At 70.8% G+C, this 22,713-nt stretch carries 17 protein-coding genes; 2 read left to right on the top strand and 15 right to left on the bottom strand.

What is annotated here, in order from left to right; all coding sequences use genetic code 11:
* Positions 1-60: 60 nt before the first annotated feature.
* The 12 genes from ACFWPQ_RS40995 to ACFWPQ_RS40940 all read right to left on the bottom strand — a co-directional run bounded on the left by ACFWPQ_RS40995 (position 61) and on the right by ACFWPQ_RS40940 (position 15,295).
* Positions 61-951 carry an ATP/GTP-binding protein gene (locus ACFWPQ_RS40995; protein WP_384046899.1) on the bottom strand — a complete coding sequence of 297 codons (891 nt, stop codon included), beginning with the start codon at positions 949-951 and terminating at the stop codon, positions 61-63.
* A complete protein-coding gene (locus ACFWPQ_RS40990) occupies positions 897-1,496 on the bottom strand; it encodes a hypothetical protein (RefSeq protein WP_384046897.1) in 600 nt (199 codons plus the stop codon). Before ACFWPQ_RS40990 ends, ACFWPQ_RS40995 begins: the two co-directional genes overlap by 55 nt.
* Positions 1,497-2,282: 786 nt before the next feature.
* Positions 2,283-3,197: a replication-relaxation family protein gene (locus ACFWPQ_RS40985; protein ID WP_384046894.1), complete on the bottom strand. Its 915-nt coding sequence runs from the start codon at positions 3,195-3,197 to the stop codon at positions 2,283-2,285.
* Complete coding sequence (locus tag ACFWPQ_RS40980; protein ID WP_384046891.1) at positions 3,188-5,815, bottom strand: ATP/GTP-binding protein; 2,628 nt, start codon at positions 5,813-5,815, stop codon at positions 3,188-3,190. The genes ACFWPQ_RS40985 and ACFWPQ_RS40980 overlap by 10 nt, the downstream gene beginning before the upstream one ends.
* The gene (locus ACFWPQ_RS40975) at positions 5,791-6,171 is read right to left on the bottom strand and encodes a hypothetical protein (protein ID WP_384046888.1); all 381 of its coding nucleotides are present in this window, start codon (positions 6,169-6,171) and stop codon (positions 5,791-5,793) included. The genes ACFWPQ_RS40980 and ACFWPQ_RS40975 overlap by 25 nt, the downstream gene beginning before the upstream one ends.
* Positions 6,172-6,434: 263 nt before the next feature.
* Positions 6,435-7,583, bottom strand: coding sequence for an NlpC/P60 family protein (locus tag ACFWPQ_RS40970; protein ID WP_384046885.1), 1,149 nt, complete (start codon positions 7,581-7,583; stop codon positions 6,435-6,437).
* Positions 7,580-10,459: a hypothetical protein gene (locus ACFWPQ_RS40965; RefSeq protein ID WP_384046882.1), complete on the bottom strand. Its 2,880-nt coding sequence runs from the start codon at positions 10,457-10,459 to the stop codon at positions 7,580-7,582. Before ACFWPQ_RS40965 ends, ACFWPQ_RS40970 begins: the two co-directional genes overlap by 4 nt.
* Before the next feature lies 1 nt (position 10,460).
* The gene (locus ACFWPQ_RS40960) at positions 10,461-10,814 is read right to left on the bottom strand and encodes a hypothetical protein (RefSeq protein WP_384046879.1); all 354 of its coding nucleotides are present in this window, start codon (positions 10,812-10,814) and stop codon (positions 10,461-10,463) included.
* Positions 10,811-13,501 carry an ATP-binding protein gene (locus ACFWPQ_RS40955; protein ID WP_384046876.1) on the bottom strand — a complete coding sequence of 897 codons (2,691 nt, stop codon included), beginning with the start codon at positions 13,499-13,501 and terminating at the stop codon, positions 10,811-10,813. The genes ACFWPQ_RS40960 and ACFWPQ_RS40955 overlap by 4 nt, the downstream gene beginning before the upstream one ends.
* Entirely contained in the window at positions 13,498-14,022 is a 525-nt protein-coding gene (locus ACFWPQ_RS40950) for a hypothetical protein (protein ID WP_384046873.1), read from the bottom strand. Before ACFWPQ_RS40950 ends, ACFWPQ_RS40955 begins: the two co-directional genes overlap by 4 nt.
* Positions 14,019-14,360, bottom strand: a complete 342-nt coding sequence (locus tag ACFWPQ_RS40945; protein WP_384046870.1) for a hypothetical protein — start codon at positions 14,358-14,360, stop codon at positions 14,019-14,021. The genes ACFWPQ_RS40950 and ACFWPQ_RS40945 overlap by 4 nt, the downstream gene beginning before the upstream one ends.
* Complete coding sequence (locus ACFWPQ_RS40940; protein WP_384046867.1) at positions 14,357-15,295, bottom strand: conjugal transfer protein; 939 nt, start codon at positions 15,293-15,295, stop codon at positions 14,357-14,359. Before ACFWPQ_RS40940 ends, ACFWPQ_RS40945 begins: the two co-directional genes overlap by 4 nt.
* A 1,210-nt stretch (positions 15,296-16,505) precedes the next feature.
* On the opposite strand from ACFWPQ_RS40940, the gene ACFWPQ_RS40935 reads away from it, so the two are divergent.
* Both ACFWPQ_RS40935 and ACFWPQ_RS40930 read left to right on the top strand, forming a co-directional pair.
* A complete protein-coding gene (locus ACFWPQ_RS40935) occupies positions 16,506-17,048 on the top strand; it encodes a hypothetical protein (RefSeq protein WP_384046864.1) in 543 nt (180 codons plus the stop codon).
* Positions 17,045-18,475, top strand: a complete 1,431-nt coding sequence (locus ACFWPQ_RS40930; protein WP_384046861.1) for a hypothetical protein — start codon at positions 17,045-17,047, stop codon at positions 18,473-18,475. The genes ACFWPQ_RS40935 and ACFWPQ_RS40930 overlap by 4 nt, the downstream gene beginning before the upstream one ends.
* 115 nt (positions 18,476-18,590) lie before the next feature.
* Here the strand turns inward: ACFWPQ_RS40930 and ACFWPQ_RS40925 are convergent, their stop codons facing one another.
* The 3 genes from ACFWPQ_RS40925 to ACFWPQ_RS40915 form a co-directional block, all read right to left on the bottom strand.
* The gene (locus tag ACFWPQ_RS40925; protein ID WP_384046858.1) at positions 18,591-19,838 is read right to left on the bottom strand and encodes a DNA cytosine methyltransferase; all 1,248 of its coding nucleotides are present in this window, start codon (positions 19,836-19,838) and stop codon (positions 18,591-18,593) included.
* Position 19,839: 1 nt separating this feature from the next.
* Positions 19,840-20,280 carry a hypothetical protein gene (locus ACFWPQ_RS40920; RefSeq protein ID WP_384046855.1) on the bottom strand — a complete coding sequence of 147 codons (441 nt, stop codon included), beginning with the start codon at positions 20,278-20,280 and terminating at the stop codon, positions 19,840-19,842.
* A 410-nt stretch (positions 20,281-20,690) separates the two neighbouring features.
* A partial coding sequence (locus ACFWPQ_RS40915) for a CHAT domain-containing protein (RefSeq protein ID WP_384046853.1) occupies positions 20,691-22,713 on the bottom strand: 2,023 nt, incomplete at its 5' end.

The raw sequence follows: 22,713 nt of genomic DNA, 5'->3' as shown, positions 1-22,713 counted from the left end.
CGGGCTGGCTGTGTTCGCACGTTCTTGGGTCTTGCTCACCGTTCTGTCCTTCCGGCGGCGTTACCTGACGACCTGGACTTCGCCGACTGCCACCTGCACATTGGTCTGCCGTACCTCAGTGAGCTGGCCGGCCTGTCCGCCGCCCTGCCAGTTGATCGACCACGTCGAGGTCGCTGTCACCGGGAACTTGCCGCTGGCCGCCGAGGTCTTGGAGTACACGTGTCCACAGGTCGGCGACTGCGCCATGCCCTCGGACGACGTGTAGGGGGTGCCGGGGCCGTTGCAGGTCACAGAGGCACCGTCGCCCATCGACCACACGATCTTCGACACCTTCGCGGTCGCCGTGACGGTGACTCCGCCCGCTGACGCAGTCGCGGTGTTCGGTCCGTAGGTCGTGGCGCTCTGGTTGACCCACATCCACATCGGCACGCCTACTGTGTAGGTGCCAGTTGCGCGCGGACTGGCGATGTCCGGGCCGAGCAGGGTCATCGAGTCAACGGCACGCTGCGCCAACTCCCGAGGGTCGATCTGCGGGGCAGGGGCCTGCCCGGTGGGCACGACAACCCAGCCGTCGTCGGTGCCCCCTCCGCTGTCGATGCACTCCTTGAAGTACAGGTCATGTGTCTTGGGGTCGGCTCCGTTCCAGGCCGGGTGGTCGGCAGGAGGTTTCGGATCGACCTTGGTGTACTTGCACTGCACCTTGCTGCCGCTGCTGCTTCCGCCCCCGGTGCCGCCGGCTTGCCCGTCACTGCCACCGGTCCCGTCACCGACACCGACGCCGACACAGAACTTGATGACGTGGCACTTGCCCGCACCGACGTCAGGGTCACCGTCGGCGTGCGCGACGCCGGCGGACGCAAGGACGAGGGCGCCGGCGCATAAGACCAGACGTCGAGTCAGCAGGTTTGATCTTGAGCGGTCAACTTCGTGACCATCCACTTCGTCCCCCACTTTTCAAGCGTTGCGGTGCTGACGTATTTGGTGAGCCGCGTCGTTGGCAGCGGGACCTTCTTCTTCGAGGCCTTGTCGATCAGAGTCCAGTGCGTGGTGTCGACGCAGTCCGCGACCGTGGCCACCGGGATCTTGGCCGCGGTCACCTTGACGACCTTCGGATGGATCACCGGTTTCCCGGTGGTCACCTGTCCCGCCGTCCGCATCGCCGAGAGGTCGCTCTCTATGTCGGACAGGGCCTTGAAGGTGGTGTTCTTCTTCAGATCGGTGCCCGCTGAGGAGGCCTTGCTGTAGGCCTCGGTCTGCGCTTCCCAGGAACTGGTGTAGGCCGCGATGACGGCGGCGTCATCGGAACCGGCGGTGGAAGTCGCGGACGGTGAGCCGGCCGATGGACTGGAACTGGGCTTGGACGATGTGTCCGAGTCGCCGCCGCTGCAACCGGCCATGGCCACCAGGCTGCTGGCGATGAGCAGCGCGGTTGCGTACTTCCGGGTGTGAACAGCGGCGGTCCTGTGTCCCTTGGAGCGTCGATTCATGGCTGTCACGTGGTCTCCCCGTACGACGCGGTGCGGTAGACCGCTGCCCCTGGCCTCCGGCATGCGGCGGCCCAGAACCGCGGCCTGGTCAAGCTGCGGTGATCCGTTTGCGTGATCGCAAGGTTACGCATATGCCAGTCAACTTCCCAGCGCGATATTTGAGTTGACGTGCGCAACTCAGGACGTACCTGGTCACTTTCGGAACCGGATGTCGCTTTGTGGTTCTGTGGCTTCGCCCGCCGCGCCCGCCCTTCACTGAATGTGTTCGCCAGGCCGAACGGACCCTGTGATTCCGCTCTGTGGTGAGAACGAGATCGCCATGCGGTGGTTCTTCTGGCCGTCGGCCTGAGTGGACTGCTGCCGCCGCAGGAGTCTTGCGGGCCAGCAAGCAGGTTGAGAGGCGGTGAAGTTGCCGTCCGTGCCGATGTCGGGACGGCGGCCACACGGTGATCACGTCACCGTCGAGGGTGACGTGCCGGTCGGGGAAGCGGGCTCGTACCGTACCCAGGTCGGTGAAGGTGAAGTCGCCGCAACCGCGGAGTACGCACGCCGCTCCGATGTGCGAGACGTCCTCGGTCCGGACTGGCCAACCGGTGCCGGATCGTGCTTCGTGTATGCGAATATCGCCTGGCGTCATAAGGCATGTGATGTGTCCCAACACCGTGGTCAAGTACCGTGGTTGCAAAGGGATGCCTCCAGTGCGCACACGTAAACTATGTGTTCGCGAGGGCAAATTTCAAGTGGTGTGAGTCCGCGATTGCGAGGCTGTGACATCCGGACCTGATGAACGGGGAGTCACAGCTCGGTCCATGACCGGGGTGTGCCGCCGGCCAGCGGAACCCAGATGTCAGAAGTGGGGCCGTACTCGTCCAGGTCCTCCAGGACGGCTGCTCCCAGCGGCACCTCACGGGCCAGATCCGCCACGATCGGGTGATGGGCGACCATGGCCTTGAGGTCGCTGATCCGGTTGTCCATCGTCCGGCGCGAAGCACCGGTCAGCACGACCAGGACCCGGGGGAACACCGGGTACCAGCGAAGCCAGCCGGGGTTGCCCGCCTGCCGGCGGCGGCCGACGGGCTGCGGTTCGTACGTCCACAGCCGCGCGTACTCGATCAGCTTCGCCGCCAGGCGCTCGCTGCTCATGGTGGAGCGGTCGACCTCGACGAACGCCCGCAGTTTCCGACGCTGCTGGCCCTCGATGAGGGTGTAGTGCATGACCGCGTCGGCGACGACCCGTTCTCCGTCTCCGATCGAGTGGAACACCTCGGGGGTCCAGTCCAGGTGACCGTGCTCGTCGCCGCGGCGGCGGGCATCGGCGACGAAACCCAGATGCGTACGCAGGACGGTCAAGGTGTGCGGGGTCTTGAGGGAGGCCGCCGTCGCCGAGGCGATCGGGTACGGCGGTCGGCCCCGCAGCGCCGGCCAGTCCCTCGTGAGGCGGGCGCCCTTCGGCGTGAGGTACCAGACCCGGGTGCGGTGCGACTGCGGCAGCACCACGAAGTCGACGAGGCGGTCGCCGAGCAGATCGTTCAGCTGCTCGGAGACCGACTGGCGGGAACGGTCGGGCCGCAGCAGCACGTGCAACTGGCTGGTGGAGGCCATGCGGTGCTGGGCGAGCGTGGCCATGAGCTGGTGCTTGAGCGGTTCGACGGTGCTGGGCGTGAAGCCCGGCATCGCACGGTCCTTGGGCTGGGCGGTGGTCAGTTCCATTCGTTCTCCTTCGACAGGTGAACAGCCGCGCTGTCAGGGGTGCGGTCGGTGAGGAAGGCGATGACGCGGCCGAGCTGTTCGCCGGCCCGGCCGGTGAGCTGGTCCAGGGGGAGGGCCCGGGCGTTCGCCTGCGCGGCCCGCTCCAGCGCGGCGACCTGCTTCGGGCGGGCCTGGGCCGCGAAGACGTCGTCGAGGTGCGGTCCGCGCAGCTGAATGGGCCCGATGCGGCGGCCGTGCACGCTCATGGAGACGTAGTGCTCGAACCGGTCCAGGGTGGCGACCCGGTCAGGACTGGGATCGTCACCCCACTCGGCAGTGATCGGCGCGATCGCCGACTTCGAACCGGCGGTGGTGGCCAACGTGGAGGCGTTCTGCACCAGCGACAGCCGCACCGCGCCGGGGAGCCGGGGCAGCAGCTGGGTCATGCCGTGGATGTGGACCTTGTACTTGCGCAGATCCTCGAACATCGACGCGATCGTCTCCGGGGCCGCGCCCGTCAACGTGATCAGCTCGTCGAGGTACGGCCGGAACGGCACCCGCTTGTCCTCCGGGGTGTCGCGCCGGGAGCGCGCGGCCCGCAGCAGGTCCCGGGCGAGCAGCGCGGTCAGCAGGCGATCGGTGGGCCCGTTGCGGCCCGGGCACACCCACACGATCATCCGGGAGTCCATCGCGGCGCGGATGTTGTAGACCCCGGCCGGCTGGCCGAGGAAGGCACGGGTGACCGGGTTGGCCGCCAGCCGCGCGATCGGGTTGAGGACCACGGCGAACGCGTCAGGCGGCAGGACCGGAAACACCGCCTTCCACCACGCACGGGTCTCCTCGTCCAGCCGGTCCGCCACCGCAGCCAGCGCGGACTTGCGGAAGCCCTCGTCGGTGAGCAGAGCCCGCACATGGAAGATCGTGCTCTGGTCCTCGGGCCGCCCGGCTCGGCAGGCCTCCTCGTTCACCGTGACCAGCACGGTCAGCGCGGCGGTGAGGATGGTCAGTGCCCGGGGGGCGGTCGCGTCGTCCCAGGCGAGTGCGGAACCGTAGGCGTCGGCAACCGCCTCGACGACCTCATGGGCCGCCTGCTCGTGGTGCATCCCGAGCGGATTCCACGAACTCACCCGCGGGTTGGCACCCAGAGCGTTGAGGTCGACCAGCGCGATCCGCTGCATCAGGGTGTCGTGGGCGAGGAACGGCAGGGCCCGCGGCCACGAGTCGCGGTGCGGGTCGACGACCATCAGCCCGCCGCCCGCGTGCGCCCAGCCGATCGCCTGCGCGAGGGCTCGCTCCGTCTTTCCGCCGCCGGCCTTGCCGACTCCGACTTCGAACAGGGTCTCGTCGGTGAAGGTGGCGACCAGTCGCTCCCGGCCGTCCGGGCCCCGGTAGATGCCCTGCAGCAGCAACTCGGGATCGCCGAAGACGAAGGTCGGCAGGTCACCGGCGAGGACCGGCAGCCGGCAGTGTGTCGTGGGCGGCTTGAGCAGGCCCGTCAGCTCATCCAGCCGCACCCAGTTCGCGCGGGGCGGCTGGCAGTGCCCCAGCTCCCAGCGCCGTTCGAACCCGCTCCGGGTGGGCCAGTGGTCGGCGCCGAGCCGCCACGGTCCCAGCCGCCAGCCGCGCATGGCCCACCGGGAGCGCCCGCCGAACACGTCGAAGGCGGCCTGGAGTTGGGCGAGCCGCGCCTCGGCACGGCCCTCGGTGTTCGACGCGCACATCACCAGCAGCTGGACTCGTACGAGGTGGTCGTCCTCGGCCAGCTTGCCCAGCGCCTCGGCTGGATCCACCCGGCGCGGCACCGGCGGCATCACCAGGCGACGCCCGGCGGCGGCAGACGGCTTGTCCGTGAGCAGCTGCTGCACCTGCCAGCCCAACGAGTCCTCGATGCCGGAGGCGTCTTGGCGTAGCCAGCGCGCGGCCCGCTGGGCCTCCCGGCGCTCGGACCGGCGGGCGGCCCCCATGATCTGCAGACGGCGCGCCCGCAGGGTCCACTTCGGGGCACGCTGGATGTCGAGCCGGATCTCGGCGAGGTCGCCGAGCTCGGCGCGCAGGTCCGCCACGGCGTCGATGAGTGGCTGGAGCGGGTCGGGAGACAGCGGAACCTCCCGCAGTGGAGCGATCAGCTTGCCGCGCAGGATGAACTCGGCGCGCACGGTGTGCTTGCGCGGCTCGTCGACGATCGGACGGGCCCGGTTGACCGTGACGTCCGGCCCGAACGGCGTTATCGACAGCAGACGTTCACCTCCTGCCGGGCCTTCGACCCGGTAGCGCAGCGGTGCACTGCCGTCCGCGCGCAGCCGGATCTGCACGGCCTTCGCCCGGCGGGGCACCCACCACGGCATGGCCGTGGACGCGCGCGCGAGCTGGACCCCACGCCGGAAGATGTGCTCCAGGCCGGGATCGAAGTGGCGGGTGGCAACGAGTTCCAACGCCATCCGCTCGGCCGACGCCTTGGCTGCGAGCCGGCGCACGACACCCTCGGCCGTGCCCCAGCACACGGCGATCACCAGGGCCAGCAGGTACCAGTGGTCGTAGAGCCAATCGGTGGCGCTTACCAGATTGGTGACCAGGCCGAGGATCTGACCGGCAGCCGTCTGATGGGCGTGCTCGCTCAGGTAGGGGGCTGCGGAGTCCACGCGGATGCTCCCTTCTTCGAAATCGATCGTGTGAAGTGCCAGTCGGTGACGCGGAGATCGGTGAAGGTGCCGCCTCGGTCGATGCCGGCCCACACCAGATGGACCACCGCCTTGTCGGGGCTGCCGTCACGGCGGGCGATGGCAGCCTGGACGCGAAACCGGGTGGTGGAGAACGCCGGAGCGACCGCCTCTCCTCCATCCGGGAAGAGGCCGGGCCACTGGGCACGGCCGATTCCGGTGGCGTCCGCACGCAGCAGCGCGCGCCCGGCGGTGAGCAGGTCACGCTCGTCGCCGGCGGGAAGGTCGGCAGGCCAGGCCTTCTCCAGCGAGTGCTGGACGCCCTGGTCGCCGGCCACACCTTCGCCGTGTGGTGGCAGAGCGGACTCCGCCACCGACAGGCGGGACGAGCTGGCTGTAACGGAGGGGGCCGTGCGGACGGCCGGCCGCACAGCGGCAGGCGGTGCGGATGCCGGCGACGACCGCGTCGCCGACGGTGCGGTCGACGACATGACCGGGGCCGGTGACCCCTGACCATGCGGCACGCTGAGCAGAGCAGCCCCGGCGACGGCGAGCACGAGGGTGCTCAGTACGAGCAGACGCGGTGAGCGCGGGGGAGTGGTCACAGCAGCCGCGCTCCCCCCGCGTAGCCGGACATGGTGTTGATCGAGTCCAGCCGTACGACGGTGCCCGGGCGGGCGGCGTTGATCATCCGACCGTTCCCCGCGAAGATCCCGACGTGGTAGATCGTGGAGTCGCGCCCGGGGGCGTAGGCGAAAAAGACGAGGTCACCCGCCTTGAGGACGCCGGTGCCGAGACTGGAGGGGATCCGCTGCCCAACGCCGGCCTGCGCGGCCGCGGTCCGCGGCAGCTGGACGCCGGCTTTGGCGTAGGCGTACAGGGTCAGCCCCGAGCAGTCGAAGCCCTTGATGGTGGTGCCGCTCTTGTCGCTGGGGGAGCAGCAGATCCCGTACGAGGGGCCCTTCGCGTTGCCGCCGCCCCACGAGTAGGGGACACCGCGCTGGGAGAGCGCCGCCTCGATGACGGTGCGTACCTTCCCGGTGACGTTTGTCAGGTTCGGGTCCTCGGCGGCCGCGGTGTACTGATCGATCCAGCCCAGGACCGTCGCGACGTACTCGCTGGAGTGGTTGTACTGCAGGATCGCGGCGCTGAGCTGGGCGCGCTGGGTGAGGTCGCGGCCCGTCCCGCACAGGTAGACGGCGGCGCCGAGCGCGGCGTCGTCGGCGTTGTGCGGGTCGGCGACCTTGTCGCCGTTGGCGTCCTCACCGACCGATGCCCAGGTGGAGGGCAGGAACTGGAACGGGCCGACCGCTCGCTCTCCGGTCGCCGTGCCGTCCCAGCGTCCGTGGTCGGTGTCCGCGACCGGGGTGGTGTTGCCGCCCTGCCCCGAGCCGTTGAGGAGCACTCCGTAGATCTTCGGGCGGATATCGCCGTTGGCGGCGATGCTGTGGCCGATGGCGTGGTTGGACTCGACCTTGGCGATCCCCGCGAGGATCGGCCAGCGCATGCCCCGGCACTTCGGCACATACGTTCCGACCTGCTGGACCGCCTTCTTGTAGGCGGTGAGCATCCGCGAAGGGATGTCTGCGGCACTGCCGCCCTGGGCGATCCCGCCGTCGTCCTCGTCCGACTTCAGCGCCATGTACGCGCTGATCGCGTTCCCCACCGGAGCGGCGCAGCACACAGCTGCGAACAACAGCAGCACCACCACACAGCCCCAGCGCGCCAGACGGCGTCGGCTCCTCCTCACTCGCTCTCACCGTCCTCCGGCGGCTGCTCCTGCTCTTGGCGCAGAAGCTCGGCGTCGGCCGCGGTCCGGCGCAGCAACTCCTGGAACCGCCTCCTCGCCTCCTCACGCGTGCTGCCGCTCACGTTTCCGCCACCGGGAAGGACCGCCCCCGGCCCGCCGGGTACAGGGCGACGCCGCGGCGCTCCGCCCTGAAGCCGCGTCGGCGACACCGGCGGGGCGGTCGGCCCGCTGCCCGCGCCTGCCGCGGGCATGTGAGGCGGAACCGGCGCCGAGCGGGGAGAGACAGAAGGCGCCGGGAGGGGGCCGGAGCGGCGCGTGGGTTGGGAAGACCGGCCGGCTGCCGGGGAAGGCGGGGCGGGAGGAACGACGGGAGTGGACAAGCGGCGGGTGAACGGGATGACACCCCCGCGGTCGTCCGCGTGGTCCCGCATCGTCCGGCCGACATGCCGGCCGGCGTCGCCCCACGCCCGGCCGTCCTCGCGGACGGTGTTGCCCCAGATTTGAAGCTGCTGGCGGGCGTCCTGGGTGAACCGCGACCGGCCCTCCCGCACCTGACGGACCGTGCCCGGCAGACCATAGCTGGCCCCGTACGCCGCCCGGCCGCTCCGATTGAGAATGCGGTACCCGCGATAACGCACAAGCCCGTTGTGGGCGCGCGTCGTCAGCAGCGTGCGGTCGGTGTTCTGATCATGAAGCACCTCGCCCGTACGACGGTTGGCGATCTGCCCGTCCTCGTTGCGGTAACGGTCGGGCGGACCGCCAGGCCGGAGCGGACCACCGCCGCCGCGGCCACTGTTGGGGCCGCCGCCATCGTTCGGACCACCGGGTTGTCCGTCACCGTCCGCTGTGGGCTTAACCCACCTCGCGAGCTGCTCCTGGTTCGGGCGGCTGCCGATCAGCAGCCCGTACGCGCCCCGCAGTCCCAGGCGAGCCCCCAGCCCACCGATCGCCGCGGCCGCCGTCAGGGGAGCCAGACCACGTCCGGCCTCCGCTGTGGCGTCGGCGAGGATCCCGCCGGTGTCCACCGGCATGCCCGCGCCGTCGACCAGGGAGGCTAGCGCCCCCATCAGCCGCTGGCGGGTGCCGAGCCTTCCGAACCGGCCGCCGCCGGCGAACAGGCGCAGCCCGCCGCCGTATCCGCCCAGCGCGGCCGGGGAGTTCATGGCGAGCGCGGCGCCCAGCTCGGAGGTGTCGCCAGGCATATGGGTGCCGCCCACCTTGGCGTAGCGCATCCGCATGGCCATGCGCTGCCCGAAGGACGTGATGGTGGTCAGTAGCCTGCGGTGTCCGGCCGCTCCGGCGATGGCCAGTACGTCGATGAGCAGGATCCGTTCCACCATCAGGTCGGGTCCGTTGGTCACGGTCGCGTCGATGGCGATCCCGAAGAACGGGATGAACGCACTGATCGCGACGACGGCCATGATGGCGATGCCCCACAGGGACAGCCACTTCCACACCGACTGCCGGGCCGGGCCGGGCAGCATGCCGGCCACGAACGTGACGCCGCCGACGGCCGCCGCGCCCACGCATACGCCCTGGGTGCCCAGCAGCACGATCGCGCTGGACAGCAGCATCCCGCAGATGAACAGTGCGGCGATCAGCAACAGCAGCGCGCCGCCTACCCGCCACCAGGTGGGTTCCTCGGCGTAGGCGGCACACGCCTTGCCGACATCCCCGGCATTCTTCATGTCGGCGAGAAAGGCGGCGAACTCCTGATCGTCCTCGCTGGTGATCGCGGTCGACGCGCTGAGCAGATCACTCCCGGAGGTCAGCCCCGGCAGCCCCCCGGAGTCGCCGGAGGATTCACACAGCTGCTTGCCCGGGCCGTCGATCCCCGCGCAGTGGTCGATGTTCTCCTCGCTCCCCTCCTCGCAGTACTGCCTCGCGGGGCCGTGGATCAGCGAGCACGCATCCGTCTTCTTGTTCTGCTCCTCGCAGTATTTCTGCTGGGGCTTGGCGAGCGAGTCGCAGTCCGCTGTGCTGCCGTCACTGCCGCTGCCGGAGGTCTTGTATCCGCCGGCGACCCACTTGAGGTGGACGGCGTAGGCCTTGAGATCGGATTTCTTGGAGGGATCGAGGATGCGCCCGTACTCCAGCAGCATGAACGGTTTGACGATCAAGGCGTTGGTGATGGAGTCCTGCAGGGGCCGGGCCACGTCCTCGGCGGAGACGGGGGCGTCGTCTTCCCGCTGCAGGCATTTGAGTTCGGCGTTGCCCGCCATGCCCGCGCACGGGTCGGTGGTGGCGATCTTGCCGCCCCAGTCGTAGGAGGCGACGCTCTGCTGGGCGACTTCGGCGGCCACCTGCTGGGCCTGGCCCAGCGGCCCGTCCTGGCCGAGCAGGGTGTCCGGGCGGATGAGAGCGGAGGCGGCGATCGCCCCGATGAGGAGGGTGAGGAAGATTTCCCCCAGACCGCGACCGACCCGCCCCCGCACGATCATGAACCCGGCGAACACGAACGCCCAGGCGAGCAGGAGGCCCTTGAGCCCGAGGGTGTCGACGACCACGCTGTCGTAGGTGTCGGCGATCCGCTCCGCAGGGTGGCTGAGGATCTTCAGCAGCGGGAACCGGAGCGCGACCTCGATCGCCCACCCGGCCAGCCCGACCAGCAGCCTGATCAGCGTGAACAGCCCGGACAGGGCAAACGCCAGGGCCTGCCCCTTGAAGTTGATGATCGAGCCGCCTGAGGAGCCGAGGTCGTACCCGTTGATCGGCACCCCCTCGGAGGAGGTGATGTTCAGCGGGGCGAGCAGGTCCCCGGTCTCGCTCGTGCTGCTGGCCGCGTACACGACCTGGGTGTTGACGATGAGGAACACGCCGGTGAGCAGGACGACGAGGCCGGCCGAGCGCAGGGCCGTACGGTCTGGGCGGAACACGTCAGCGCCGCCTTTGCCTGACGGCGGGCCGTAGCCGCCACACCATCAGGGCGGCCACGCCCGCACAGGCCGGCACCAGTCGCCATGCCACGCTGGACACGGCATGGCGGTCCGTCGCGGCCTCGGTGGTTGTGGTGCCGCGCTCGCAGTAGGTCTTGGCCGGGCCGGCGATCAGGGCGCAGGGGTCATGGTGAGTGGCGCCTGTGCCGGCGGCGAAGGCCTGCCCGGTGTGCGGCCACCACGCATCCGGCAGGATCACTCCTAGGACGACTGCGCCGACGGCCACGCCGATCAGGGCGACGATGCAGGCCGCCGTGGCGATGTGCCGGGAGCGGTCCCATGACGCGGTGGTCATCCGACGTGCTCCTTCGGGTGGGAGTGCCCGACCGCGCCGGCATCGGCGCCGGGCCCAGCGGGCCCGAGAGCGCTCCGGCGTCCCGGCGTGGTGGTGACGGAGGTCGTGATGCGGGGGATACGGGGGATGGAGACCTTGATACGGCCGGTGTTCTGCCGGGGGCAGGTCAGCAGGAACTCGCCCTCGCGGCCCCGCTGGCCGACGGGGGACAGCCCCGTGGTCACGAGCCGGAGCAGCGCCTCGTCGTTGGGGTCGAGGCCGACGAAGTCCAGGCCGCGGCGGGCGCGTTCTCGGTCCGTGGTGCGGGCGAGGGCGCGGTAGGCCATCAGGCCGCGGTCGGGGCCGAGTTCTGCGGCGTCGTGGGATCCGGCGAGCAGGCCGGCGCCGTGCTTGCGGCCGTCGTGGAGGATCTCGTGGACCAGGGCGGTGCCCTCGGCCGACGATGTCAGCCAGTACAGCTCGTCCGCCACGACCGCGGTGAACCGTTCCGGGTCCTCGAAGGCGGTCTGCCGGGCGAGCGCCGCGATCAGGTAGAGGACCGCCCGGCCGATCAGCGCTTCCAGCGGTTGCTGGTGCAGGATCTCGGGTTTGTCGAACGCGGCCTTCGGGGGCAGCTTCAGGCCGGTCGTGGTGATCACGATCATGTCGGATGTGCTGGAGGCGTCCAGCCGCACCGGCGGCAGTGTGGGGTCGAAGACCATGCGGGCCAGGGAGTTGGTGGCGACGACGCGGATGAGGCCGGCGAGGGTGGTCGCGGCGTCCTGCCGCTTGCCCGCCTCACTGGTCGCCATCTCCTCGAGGACTTCGAGGACGCGGTGCATGGAGGGCTGCGGGCCGGCGGCGGCCTGCTCGACGGCGTGGTGCAGGACCTCGCCGCTGGTGCTCATCGGGCCGATGCCGAGCTGCAGAGTGAGGTAGGACAGGGCGTAGTGGCGGCCTTCCGGTCCGTCGAACATCCTCAACGGGTCGATGGACACCTCGGCTCGGGCAGCGTCGATGATCTGGGCGCGGCCCCGGGCCGCGGTGCGGGCGAAACTCGCCCACTCGCGGACCGGGGTGCGGTCGATGCAGATCGCGCAGCCGCCGCGCGCCCACACCGCCTCGGCGATCAGCTTCTGCAGCACGCTCTTGCCGGCGCCGAGATCCCCGACGATCCCCATCGAGGCCGAGGCGTCCACCTTGGGCGCGTCGGCCACGTTGATCATCACGGGGCGGGTCGTGCCGCTGTCCAGGTCGATGCCGAGGAACATCCCGTTCGGGTCGCCGACCTCCGCGGTGGTGAAGGCGCCGCCCAGCGCCCAGTCCTCGCTGACCTGGTGCTGGGTGAACTCCCGCACCACGCCGGGCCGTACGGTGCCGGGCAGTCCCAGGGTGAACAGGGCCTCTTGCAGGCCGGCCGGGCGCACCGCCCGGTAGTCCGCGCCGCCGAGCAGCGCGGCCAGGGCGCGGGCCCGGGCATCGCACACGGCGGCGGTCGGTCCCCACACGGTCAGGGCGGTCACCGACTGGACCTCGACCTCGACGGAGGTTCGGGACAGACGGGCGTCCAGCTCGCCGAGGTCGCGGGCGGCCTCGGTGAGCGAGGCGGGCATGCCGGTGGGCCGGGCGTCGTACTGGTCGGCCTGGTCGACCAGCTCGTTCTTCTTGCGCCGCACCTGGTCGCGGGCCTTCTCCGCGGGCACCAGAGTGAGGTCGACGGTGTAGTCGACGGGGAAGTCGAGCAGCTCCAGCTGCGCGAACAGATCCGCGGCATCTTGGCCGACCGCGGGCGGGCACTCGGCCAGCGCCAGCTGCGCCTGGTAGCCCACCCCGTTGTCGGACTCCACCTGCAGCCAGCGCCGCCCCAGCGGCGAGCCGGTGTTCAGCCGCCACCAGGCCGCGCGGCCCGACCGGGTGATCCGGCCCGCCTTCTTGAGCTCGTCGGCATCGCCGAGTCCGGGGGCGATGCCGCCCTCCTGCAGCCGGACCTGGCCGAGATCGGCGTAGCTGGGGGAGCGCAGGACCCCGTCCCGGATCTGTCCGCCGTACAGGTCGCTGCTCTCGGCCTCGGCGAGCAGCGGCTCGACGAGACCGCGGTGGAGAGCGTGCTGGATCATCCACACGATCTCCGCCGGACGGGCGGGTCGGAAGGCGAGGCCGCCGGCGAGCGCGGCCTCCACCCGGGACGCCTGCTCGCGGTAGGCGTTCACCTCCCGCCGGGCCACCGGCACGGGCCGGATGCCCAGCATCGGCGCGATCTCGGCCCACGCCGCCCCCACGGACGCCGACACCTGCAAGCCGGGGCCTTCCGTCTGCAGCGGCACGGCCAGCCACAGGGTGCGGCGGTGCATCTCCTGGTCGTCCAGCAGGCCCAGAGTCGCCTCGACGTTCTCCACCCACGGGTGCGGGCCCGCACCCGGTGCCTGCTCGGCCGGCTCGATGCCCTCGATCATGCGCAGGGCGATCTCACCCGGGTCGACCTGCGCGCACAGCCCGAAGAGGCGCGGCGCCCCCGACAGCGAGCGCACCAGATGCGTGACCTTGGCGAGCTGCTCGTCGCGGACGGCAGCGGGCAGGTAGGTGCCCTGGACGGTGTCGTCACGCCGGCCCTGCGCGTCCGGTCCGGGGTGCAAGCGGTAGACGGCCCACACGCTGCCGTGCGTCGACCACACAAGATGCCCGGCGATGTGCCGGATCGGAACCCTCACCGTGCACCCCCGCTGTGCTGCGCGAGCGCGATCAGCTGCTGCACACCCGACACCGGCCCCGCGGACACGGCGGGAACAGCCGGCGCCCGGCGGCCGGGCCGCCGAGACGGCCGGTCCTTCGCGGCCGTGCCGGGCGCGGGCGGCGCTCCCTCGATGGTGAAACCGCCGAGCAGCGGGCGGGGCGCGCGGTCGCGGGCGGCCCGCCCCCCGATCCGGCCTCCTCGCGGCTGCCAGCCGAGCAGCATCCAGCCGAGGGCGGCCTGCAGCGGGGCCCGGCCCCGGATCCTCGGCCGGCGTACCGCCCAGATCGCCAGCAGCCACGCGACGATGGGGACGGGCCCCATCCACGTCCACCAGCCGATCGTCTTGATCAGGAGGAAGCCGCCGCCGACGGCGAGTGCGATCTGTGCGGGGGTGTAGGGGCCGAGAGGGATCTTCCAGTCGGCGACCTTGCCCAGCACCCAGGGGTGGCGGCGCGCGGCGGTGTAGTAGCGGCCCACCCGCGCCGGGGCCGCGGTCACAGCCAGCCTCCGACGCCCGGAGCGTGATCACGGGAAACGGGAAGCTCGGACCGGACGAGGCCCGGAACGGCCGGTGCGCCCTTGACCGGGTTCTTCACCTCGTCCTCGAACATGTTCGCCAGGCTGTCGCGGGAGTTGTACAGCCCGAGCGCGATGATCATCAGCAACAGGGCGCCGATGCCGGCCTTCAGCGAGAACTTCTGGACCATGACCACGACCACCAGCACGAGGAGACCGGCCTGCAGGCCCTTGGTCGCCCACTCCTTGAACATGTCGATCCAGCTGTTGCCGAGGTCGTTGAGCTGCCCCGCGAGCATCAGGGAGTGCACCGTGTTCACCGGGCACCTCCGCCCTGGACGGTCCCGGACTCGAACGCGGCGACTTCCCACCGGCTGGAGCGGGCCTTGAGGGTGAGCTCGTAGGCCAGCGGCCACCGGCCGCCGGCGTCCTGGGCTTCCACCCGGACCAGGACACGCACCTTCGTGCCGTCGGCCGGCACCTTCTCGGCGCCAGCCGTCTCCTCGACGGCCAGGACCTGCTCGACCGAGACCGCCGTATACGGGGCGGGGGAGACGGCGGTGAGGTTCACGCCGGGCGCGATGTAGCGGTCGACCTCTCCGGCACCGGTCAGATACGCGGCGAGGAACTCACCGAGCGCGGAGGACAGATCACCGTCCGGGACGCTCACCCGGTACGGCGACGCCGGCACCTGGGCCCGGGCCGGGCCGGCCACCACACCGGGCGCACCGGTCACCGCGAACGAGGTACCGGACCGGTCGGCGGCCACCGGCACGGCGAAGTAGCGCACCGAGCCGTCGGCGTACTGCGCAGCCACGGTCACCGACCACGCCGCGGCGTCGCGCTGCGCACTGCGCACCGCCGTCACCGACCGCGGCGCCGACTGCGCACCGGCGGCCGTCTCGGGCAGGTCGACGTCCGGCGCCATCGACTGCGCAAGCCGCGCCTGCGCACTCGTCGCGTCGCCCGCGCTGCTGCGCAGCCAGGCGCCCAGGAACAGCTGCGCATAGCCGCCCGGGCCGCTCGGGTTGGAGGCGGTCGCGGTGCGCACCGCGGTGGGCTTGTCTGCTGCGGCGGCCTGGACGGTGGTCGGGGTGGAGGCGACGGCGACGCACAGGGCGATCGGGCCGGCCGCGATGACGGTCCAGACCGCCACCCGCGAGAGGCGGACTCGACGTCGCATCGCCTCCAGGCGGGCGCCGGCCGCCATCGGAGCAGCGGCCTCGCTGTGTGAGGCCTGCAGGCCAGTGGACATGGTCAGACTCCCAGGTCAGGGCGGATGTTGCTGACCTTGAGAAAACCCGTCGGGCCCGACCCGACCACCGACCACCAGACCCCGACCACAGTCACGATGGGGACACGAAGTCCATGGTCGGGGTCATGGTCGGCCCGACCACAGGCCCGACCACGGGCAGGCAACGAACCGGCGGTCGTCTCCGCCACAGGGGCTGCGGCCGACGGCTGTTACGCGGCCACGGACCGCGCGGGCCACCGAGCTCGCACGGATGCGCAGCCGGCTGCCGGCTGCGAAGTGTCCCCCGGAGGCGTCTGCGCAGAGCCTCCTCGGACCTGCGCAGCGAGGACCAATCAAGCGCAGCATCGGATGCGCAACGGAGCACGCACTCCGACTGCGCAGGACCCTCGACCGGTTGCGCAGCCGCCGTGCGCAACGCCCGCCAGGGGCTGCGCAACCGGATTGTGCACCCACCGGGAAGCCGCGCTGGAGATGCGTGGTCGGCCCGACCACGACCCCGACCACGGCAGGTAGGAGACCTCCGTTGCCGGATCGTGACCGATGGTCGGGGTTCGTGGCCGCCGGACCGGTCGGGGCCGGCGGGTGACCTGTCGGTATGAAACGCACGCACCTCTCCACACCCGGGACCGGTGACCGCCTGGCGGTCCCGGTGCCCTGCTCCGGCTACGGCGCGCCCGCGTCGAGGGCACGGCGGTGAGCCGTTTCGGGGCGGGGGTTCGCCGGGGTGTGATGGCGGCCGACCGGTTCACGCAGATCGCGAACGGGCTGTTCCGGGACGGCCGGTTGTCGTTCAAGGCGAAGGGGATCTTCGGGTACGTCAGCACCCATCGGGACGGCTGGCAGGTCACCGTCGCCGAGCTCGTGCGCCGAGGCCGCGAAGGCGTCGCCGCGGTCACCACCGGGCTCAAGCAGCTGGAGCAGCACGGATTCCTCTACCGCAGCCGCGAACGCAACCCCGACGGCACGCTCGGCCAGGCGCTGTACGTCATCACCGACCTGCCCGCTCTGGAAAACACCAGGTCACAGCCAGAGTCGGGTTTTCCAGGATTGGCTGAGCCAACGTTGGCTCAGCCCGGCACTAAGAACACCAACAGAAAGAAGACCAGGAGAGAGAACACCAGCCCCCTCCCTCCGTGCCGCCGCACGCACACCTGGACGCCCGTACCAGCCGGACGCGACGGCCACGCAGGCTGCGCCCGCAGCCGATGCAATGCACCCGGGGATCCGGCTGCTCCTCGACCTCGGGGCGACCCGCCCCGAACTGCTGCTGACCGGGAAGACGCTCACCGATCAAGGCCGCGTCGTGACCGTGATGCTGGAGGCCGGCTGGAGCGCCGACCACTTGCGGCATGTCATCGCCGACCGGCCCCTGCCCCACCCCATCCGGACGACGGCCGGCGCGATCGTCGCCGCCCGCCTGCGCGCCGCCCAGGCATATCCGCCGCCGGCCATCGATGCCGGCCACCACGACCGGCCCGACTGGGACACCCCGGCGCCGCGGCGGTCCCCCGACGCCGCGGCCGCGCGGTCGGTGAGCGAAGCACTGACCTACCGGGCCCTCGTCGAGTGCGCCGGCTGCGGTCGTCCCGGGACCGCCCCCGGCGAGGACCTCTGCCCGGCCTGCCTCGGCTGGCCGCTGTGCCACACGTGCCCCGGCCCCACCCCACGACGCGCCCACCCTCACGGCGACGGCCGCTGCACCACGTGTGCCTCCGCCCTGACCGATCACCACCTGGAAGGAAGCAGCCCGTGACCGACACACTCCACACGCCGCCGCCGACCGCGCACCACGAACGCCCCTTCGCCCGCGACTTGGGGCGGTGGGAGAAGGAATGCTCCCGCGCCCTGCGGACCGGACACATCTGCGACCACACCTGCTCGGCCGCCTGCGAGCCCCTGCTCGTTCACGAGCACACCGGCTGGGGCTCTCTCGCCTGGACCGTTCCCGCCGACGGCAGCTCGCCCGCGATCCCCCACCAGGTCGCGGTCCTCACCCCGTCCGCCACCCGGGCCCAACGCCTCGCTCTGCGCTGGCTGATCCGGCGCCCCGCCCGGCGCATCACCGTCGACGCTCTCCCGGGATCGCCGCGGTTGTCCTCCGCCGTCGCCGTCATCAGCCTGATCATCGGCCTGATCGCCATCGGCCACGGATTCCCGGTTTCCGTCGCCCTGCCGGCGATGCTCCTGGCCCCACTGACCGCCGAGTACCTCCCTGACCGGCTCGACACCCGGGCCCGCGAACACGTCCGCCTGGTCGAGGACGCCGCCGCCTGCCGCTACCTGCAGCGACTCGGCGCCCTGCACACCGTTCTCGTCCAGGCCGCCGCTGGCAGCGACCGCTACGAACTGCGCCGCTCGGCCGAGATCGGCCAGACCCTGCTCTGGGACGCCGCCGATCTGCTCCAGACCCGGGACACCCGCTCGGCCTCCGCCTACCTCATCACCCGCGAGCGCCTGATGCTCCAACTCGTCCACCAGGTCACGCAGATCCTCAAGCCCGCCACGGAGGACAGCGCCGCCGACACGAACCAGGACGCCGGCCCCGCCCAGCCCGCGGAGCCGCACCTGCGCGTCGAGCGGCCGGTAACCGATCCGCCACCCCGTCACGCACCCAGCCCACTCCAGCAGAAGGGAACACCGTTCATGCCTCAGCCCGAGTCCATCCCGGTCCTCCGCTCTCTGGACGTCTACCTCCTCTTCGCCCATGAGCCGTACCACCCGGTCGGCTCCCAGGAGATCAACACCACCGTGGTCGCGGCAGCCTCCCTGCTCCACCCCTCCGTACGGCAGCCCGACGGCGTCCGCATCCACGACCGCCTCGTCCGCGGCCGCCGGTCCGGTGAGATCGTGCCGCTGTCCACGCTCACCCACGAACTCGACGGCGGTGCACGCTGGCCCGAGGTCGGCGACTGGGAGGCCGTGACCCGCGACCTGCTGCAGCTCATCCGCGACAACGACTGCGACGCCCTCAGCCTGGGCCTGCCGGACATCGCCCGAGCCCTGATGTGCGCCGGTCCGAGCAGCGAGGTCCGGATCATCGACCCGACGTCCGGGGCCCACCGGACGTACGGGCCCGCCGACCGGGTCGAGGTCCTCGTCGAGATCGGCAAACACCTCGCCTGGGCGGAAGCAGGATCCCCCCTCTGGCCCGGCAACGGGCTTCTCGCCCCGCTGGCCTGACCGATCAGAAACCCAGGCGATCGAATGGACTCAGCACGGTGCCCCAGGCCTCCGCCTGGGGCACCGCCACTGCTCACGCCACGTACGAGGCGAACTCACCCGGGCCGTCCTGCCGTCACGCCGGCAGGATCCTCAAGGTCTTCTGTGCCGTCCACGTAGCCACCGTGACGGGCACCGCGTCACCGACCAAGAGCTTTTGGCCGCTCTCCCCGCCAGCGAAGACGTGATGGCCCGGAAAGCCCTGAGTACGGGCGTTCTCCACCTTCTTCAGCGGCCGGTACTCACATTCGTCGACGTCCATGCTCGCAGCGGGCCGCGCGAGGTAGTGGTGGGCGCCGCCCTGCGCGGTGACGGTGCCGATCGGCTCGTCGAGCGGGGTCGGCCGCCCATGGTTTCGTCGGGTGACAATGAACGGCTCTCCGCCGAACAGCCTGTGTCCCTTCTCGACCTGGGCCCGGGCCGCGGGGGAGTACGCCTCGAACTCATTGCGGTCCTGGCGGCCGTCGCCGAACCGGTGGCCGCGCACACCCAGGTCGAGGACCGAGCCGATGCCGCGCATGACCGGTTCCACACGTAGGTGGCAACGCGGGGTCGGGCACACGTAGTAGTACGACTGCTTCGCAGCGGAGGGCCGCCCTGAGGCGGGCATACGGCGCAGGTACGCACCGATGCGCCGGCCCCGTTTGATGCCGGGCCAGTGCTGGATGCCTTTGACAGGGCCGCACGATGGGCAGATCACCTCCGGCCTGGGCCGCAGGTCCGGAACCGCGTTGAGGTCCTTGCGGACCATCACCCATACGAGCCGGTCGCGGTACTGGGGGACCGGGCCGAGGACGCCCTCCGGCGTCTGCACGCTGATGTGCGCGGAGTTCACGCACGCGATCGTCGGGTGGTAGCCGTGGGGCCCGAGGGCGTCCCACACGCGCAACCAGGCGTCGAACATCCTCGGATTGTTGGTGAAGAAGCCGGGCACGTTCTCGCCGACGTAGGCCAGTGGCCCGTGGACGTCGGCGTAGCGGATGGGCTCCCACGCCGTCATCCGGGTCTGCTCCCACCGGCTCGGCTTGGCCGTCTTGCCGTCGCCGACATCGAACTCCTCCTGCACGCGGGCCTTGGCGTTGCCTCCCGCAGGGGTCGCCTCCCGGCAGATCGGCGAGCCGGCCAGGACGTCCACGGAAGGAAGGGTGCGCATGTCGATCGTCTGGATCGGGGCCTCGCGCACGTAGATCCCCGGGACGTTCGCGCGGGCGGTGGCGACGGCGGCCGGATTGTGGTTGGCGCCGAAGCGCGGGGCGAACCCGGCGTTCATGAAGCCGCGGCCGTCGCCCCACCCGCCGCTGAACAGGTGGCCAGAGGTGTACACGTCACACCTCCTGGCCTGCAGCCGGGGCGGCTGCGCAGCCGTCGCAGCCGCCGGTCAGGGCATCCGCGGAAGTGACGGGAGGGACGTAGCGGGCGCGTTTGGCGGGCTTCTTCAGCGCGGCCTCGACGGCACTCTCCAGGGCGTCGAACTCGGGTCCCTCGTCCTTGATGACCACCCCGGGATCGGGGGCCTTGGGCCGGCGGGCACGCTCGATCAGCTCGGCCATGCTGGTGTTGGGGTTGAAGGGGACGCCCCGTACCCGCTCGACCAGGGCATACAGCCCGGCCAGCCGCGGCCGGCGCCGAACGGCGAGCAGGAGATCCCGCTGGTTGGCGAGGACGCACAGCGAGCACGAGCAGCTTTTCCGAACTAAGCATCGCGCTGCAGGCTCCGGGCCGATCATCAGCCAAGAGATCCACTGGGCCTCCCAGCAGTTGGGCACAGGCCTCTCCTACCGGAGTGCGGAGCGCGGGTGTGCCCCCCAGAACCTGCGGACGGCTCGGGCATGGTCCTCAAACGCGACATACCGCAGCTACGCGCCGAGGATGGAAGTACAGGCATCACAGCGTGGCCACCTGGCCGCAGTCGCAATTGTGCAGAGGGGGTTCAAAATGTCGAAAGAGCAGGAAGAAGGGTTCCGACTCGACATTCGAACCGAATGGGTTTTCGCGGCAAGCCCGGAGGCGGCAGTACAACCGACTACTTCGGCAACTACGCCTGACAGCCGCTCAACGGCGGCCACAGAGACCTGGGCGACTGCCGGGCCGTACTCGACTGTCTCCGGGCCATGGCTGAAGGCCGTGGGTTCGTGTTTTCCGAAGGTGACTCAACGCCGAACCGGCGGGTTGGTGTTCACGCGCCGGCGTGCAGGTAGGCGGCCCACAGCAGGGGAGCCCCCCTTCGGTCGAAGGCGGCTGGCAGGCCGTGGCCGTCGCGGACATCGCGTACGGCCTTGTGAAGAGCGTGGGGCGCCCGGTCGGGGTCCAAACCCGCAGAGTCGGTCTGTAGAGCGGCGTAGAACAGGTCAGCGATGGTGAAGGCGATATCGTCGTTGATCTCCCACAGGGTGCCGATCACATGGGGGAACCCGGCGAGCTGGAAGGCGGAGGTGAGGTGGATGGCCTCGTCGAGCAGATCGGCTGTATCGATGGCTGCGGTGCGGCAGGCGGACAGGTAGGCCAGTCTGGCCTGATCGAGCGCGACGGGGGCGAGGCTGGCGACGGTCAGAGGATCTTCCGCGTGGTCGTGGAGCAGTAGCTGGCTCTTCGAGGGGTCGGCGGGGTCGCTGGCACCGTGGCAGGCAAAGTGCGCGATCGCACATTCCGGCAGGCGTTGCAGAACATCGGCCTTCGTCGGCATGGGCGCAGCCGGGTCCATAGGCCCGTCATCGAGTCCCGGCTCCCGCAGCAGCACGGGGGCGGGCAGGCGGGTCTGCAGCATCGTGGCTTCGGCGTCGACGAAGCGCAACCGGCCCTGGTCGGGCAGCCCGGGTGTGGTCGGCATGGCGACGAGCAGGCTGCGCCCCGCTGCGGGGGGTTGGGGGCGCTCGCGCGTGTAGCGCAGCGCGCGCACGCTGGGGGTGTAGGAGGAGACGATTCGGTCCATCACGGTACGCCGGTGCGGATCGTTAGCCGAGTCAGTGTGGTAGCCCGCCGCATGTAGTGGCAGCAAGCTCAGCAGTCCGCCCGGTGCCCACCACACCCGCGGCCATCTCTTCTCGCAGTTTCCGCCCTCTATCGCGGGCACACCGTCATATTCGAGCTCTTTCAGCACGGGGCCGGCGGCCGTGTCCCACAGCCACTGAAGGACCTCTACGAGCGTGGCCTGAGCCTTCTCCCGCTCGGACGATTCAGTCCCGGACACCGCCAGATGCAGCGCCTGCCGGAAGGTGTTGATCTGGTCGATCACCTTGTTGGGGGTGAGGTGGGCCAGTTCCAGGCTGGTGATGCCCTCGGTGGTGAGCAGCAGGGCGTCGCTGCGGAGATCGCTGATGTTGAACACCACCACCGGGCCCTGGGATCCCTGAGCAAGGAGTTCGTCCGTGGTGGGTGGCAAGGCGAAGGAGGAAAATCCGTCCAGGCTGCGGATCTCGGTCAGGAGGGCGGTGAACTCCTCTGCCAGCCGGTGCCGGTCCCGCACCAGGCGGTCCTGCTGCAGCCTCAGGCCGTCGGCTTCGTTGCCTGCTTCGACGGAGGCCACGGTGCTCATGGGCGTATCGAGCCGCTCGCGCAGCTCGGCGAACTGGCGTGCCAGCCCTGGATGGTGCGCCCGCAGATCGGTCAGATCGCTGCGGGTCTCCAGTGCCTGACTGAGCAGCACCGCCCGGCCCGCCTCCAGCAACCCCAAAGCCCGCTCCGCCCGGCTGGTAGCGATTCCGCCGGGGGCGGCGAGCGCCAAAGCAGCGGCTGTACCGGCCAGTCCGGCGAAACTGCCGACCGCATGCTGCTGGTCCCTGCGCTCCAGACGGCGTGGGGCCACTTGGGGCAGCAGCCGCACTGCCGCCTCCGCTACCTCCGCTGCCTGCGCCACATCACCGGACTGCGCCAGCAGGCCAGCCGCCCTCTCCCCCGCCTGGACGCGGAGCGAGGGAGCTGCCGCACTCACCTCCGACGCCTCCAGCAAACGAGAGGCTGCTGCATCCAGGTCCTGCGGCCTGCCGGTCCGCTCGGACCGGGTCTGCAGGGCGTTGCCGAGGTTGGTCAGCCTTCCGGCGCGTTCGGGGTGGTCGGCGGGGGTGGTGGCCACCGCCTGCTGCCCTACGGTGATGGCGGTGTCCAGGTCCTCAAGGGCGCCGGTCCGTTCGAACCTGGCCAGCAGGGCTGCCCCGAGGTTGGACAGCCTTCCGGCGCGTTCGGGGTGGTCGGCGGGAGTGGTG

It is taken from the genome of Streptomyces sp. NPDC058464, from assembly GCF_042721035.1.
Classification (GTDB): Bacteria; Actinomycetota; Actinomycetes; order Streptomycetales; family Streptomycetaceae; genus Streptomyces.
Note: the sequence above shows the minus strand (reverse complement) of the source record. Positions and strands in the feature narration are given on the sequence as shown.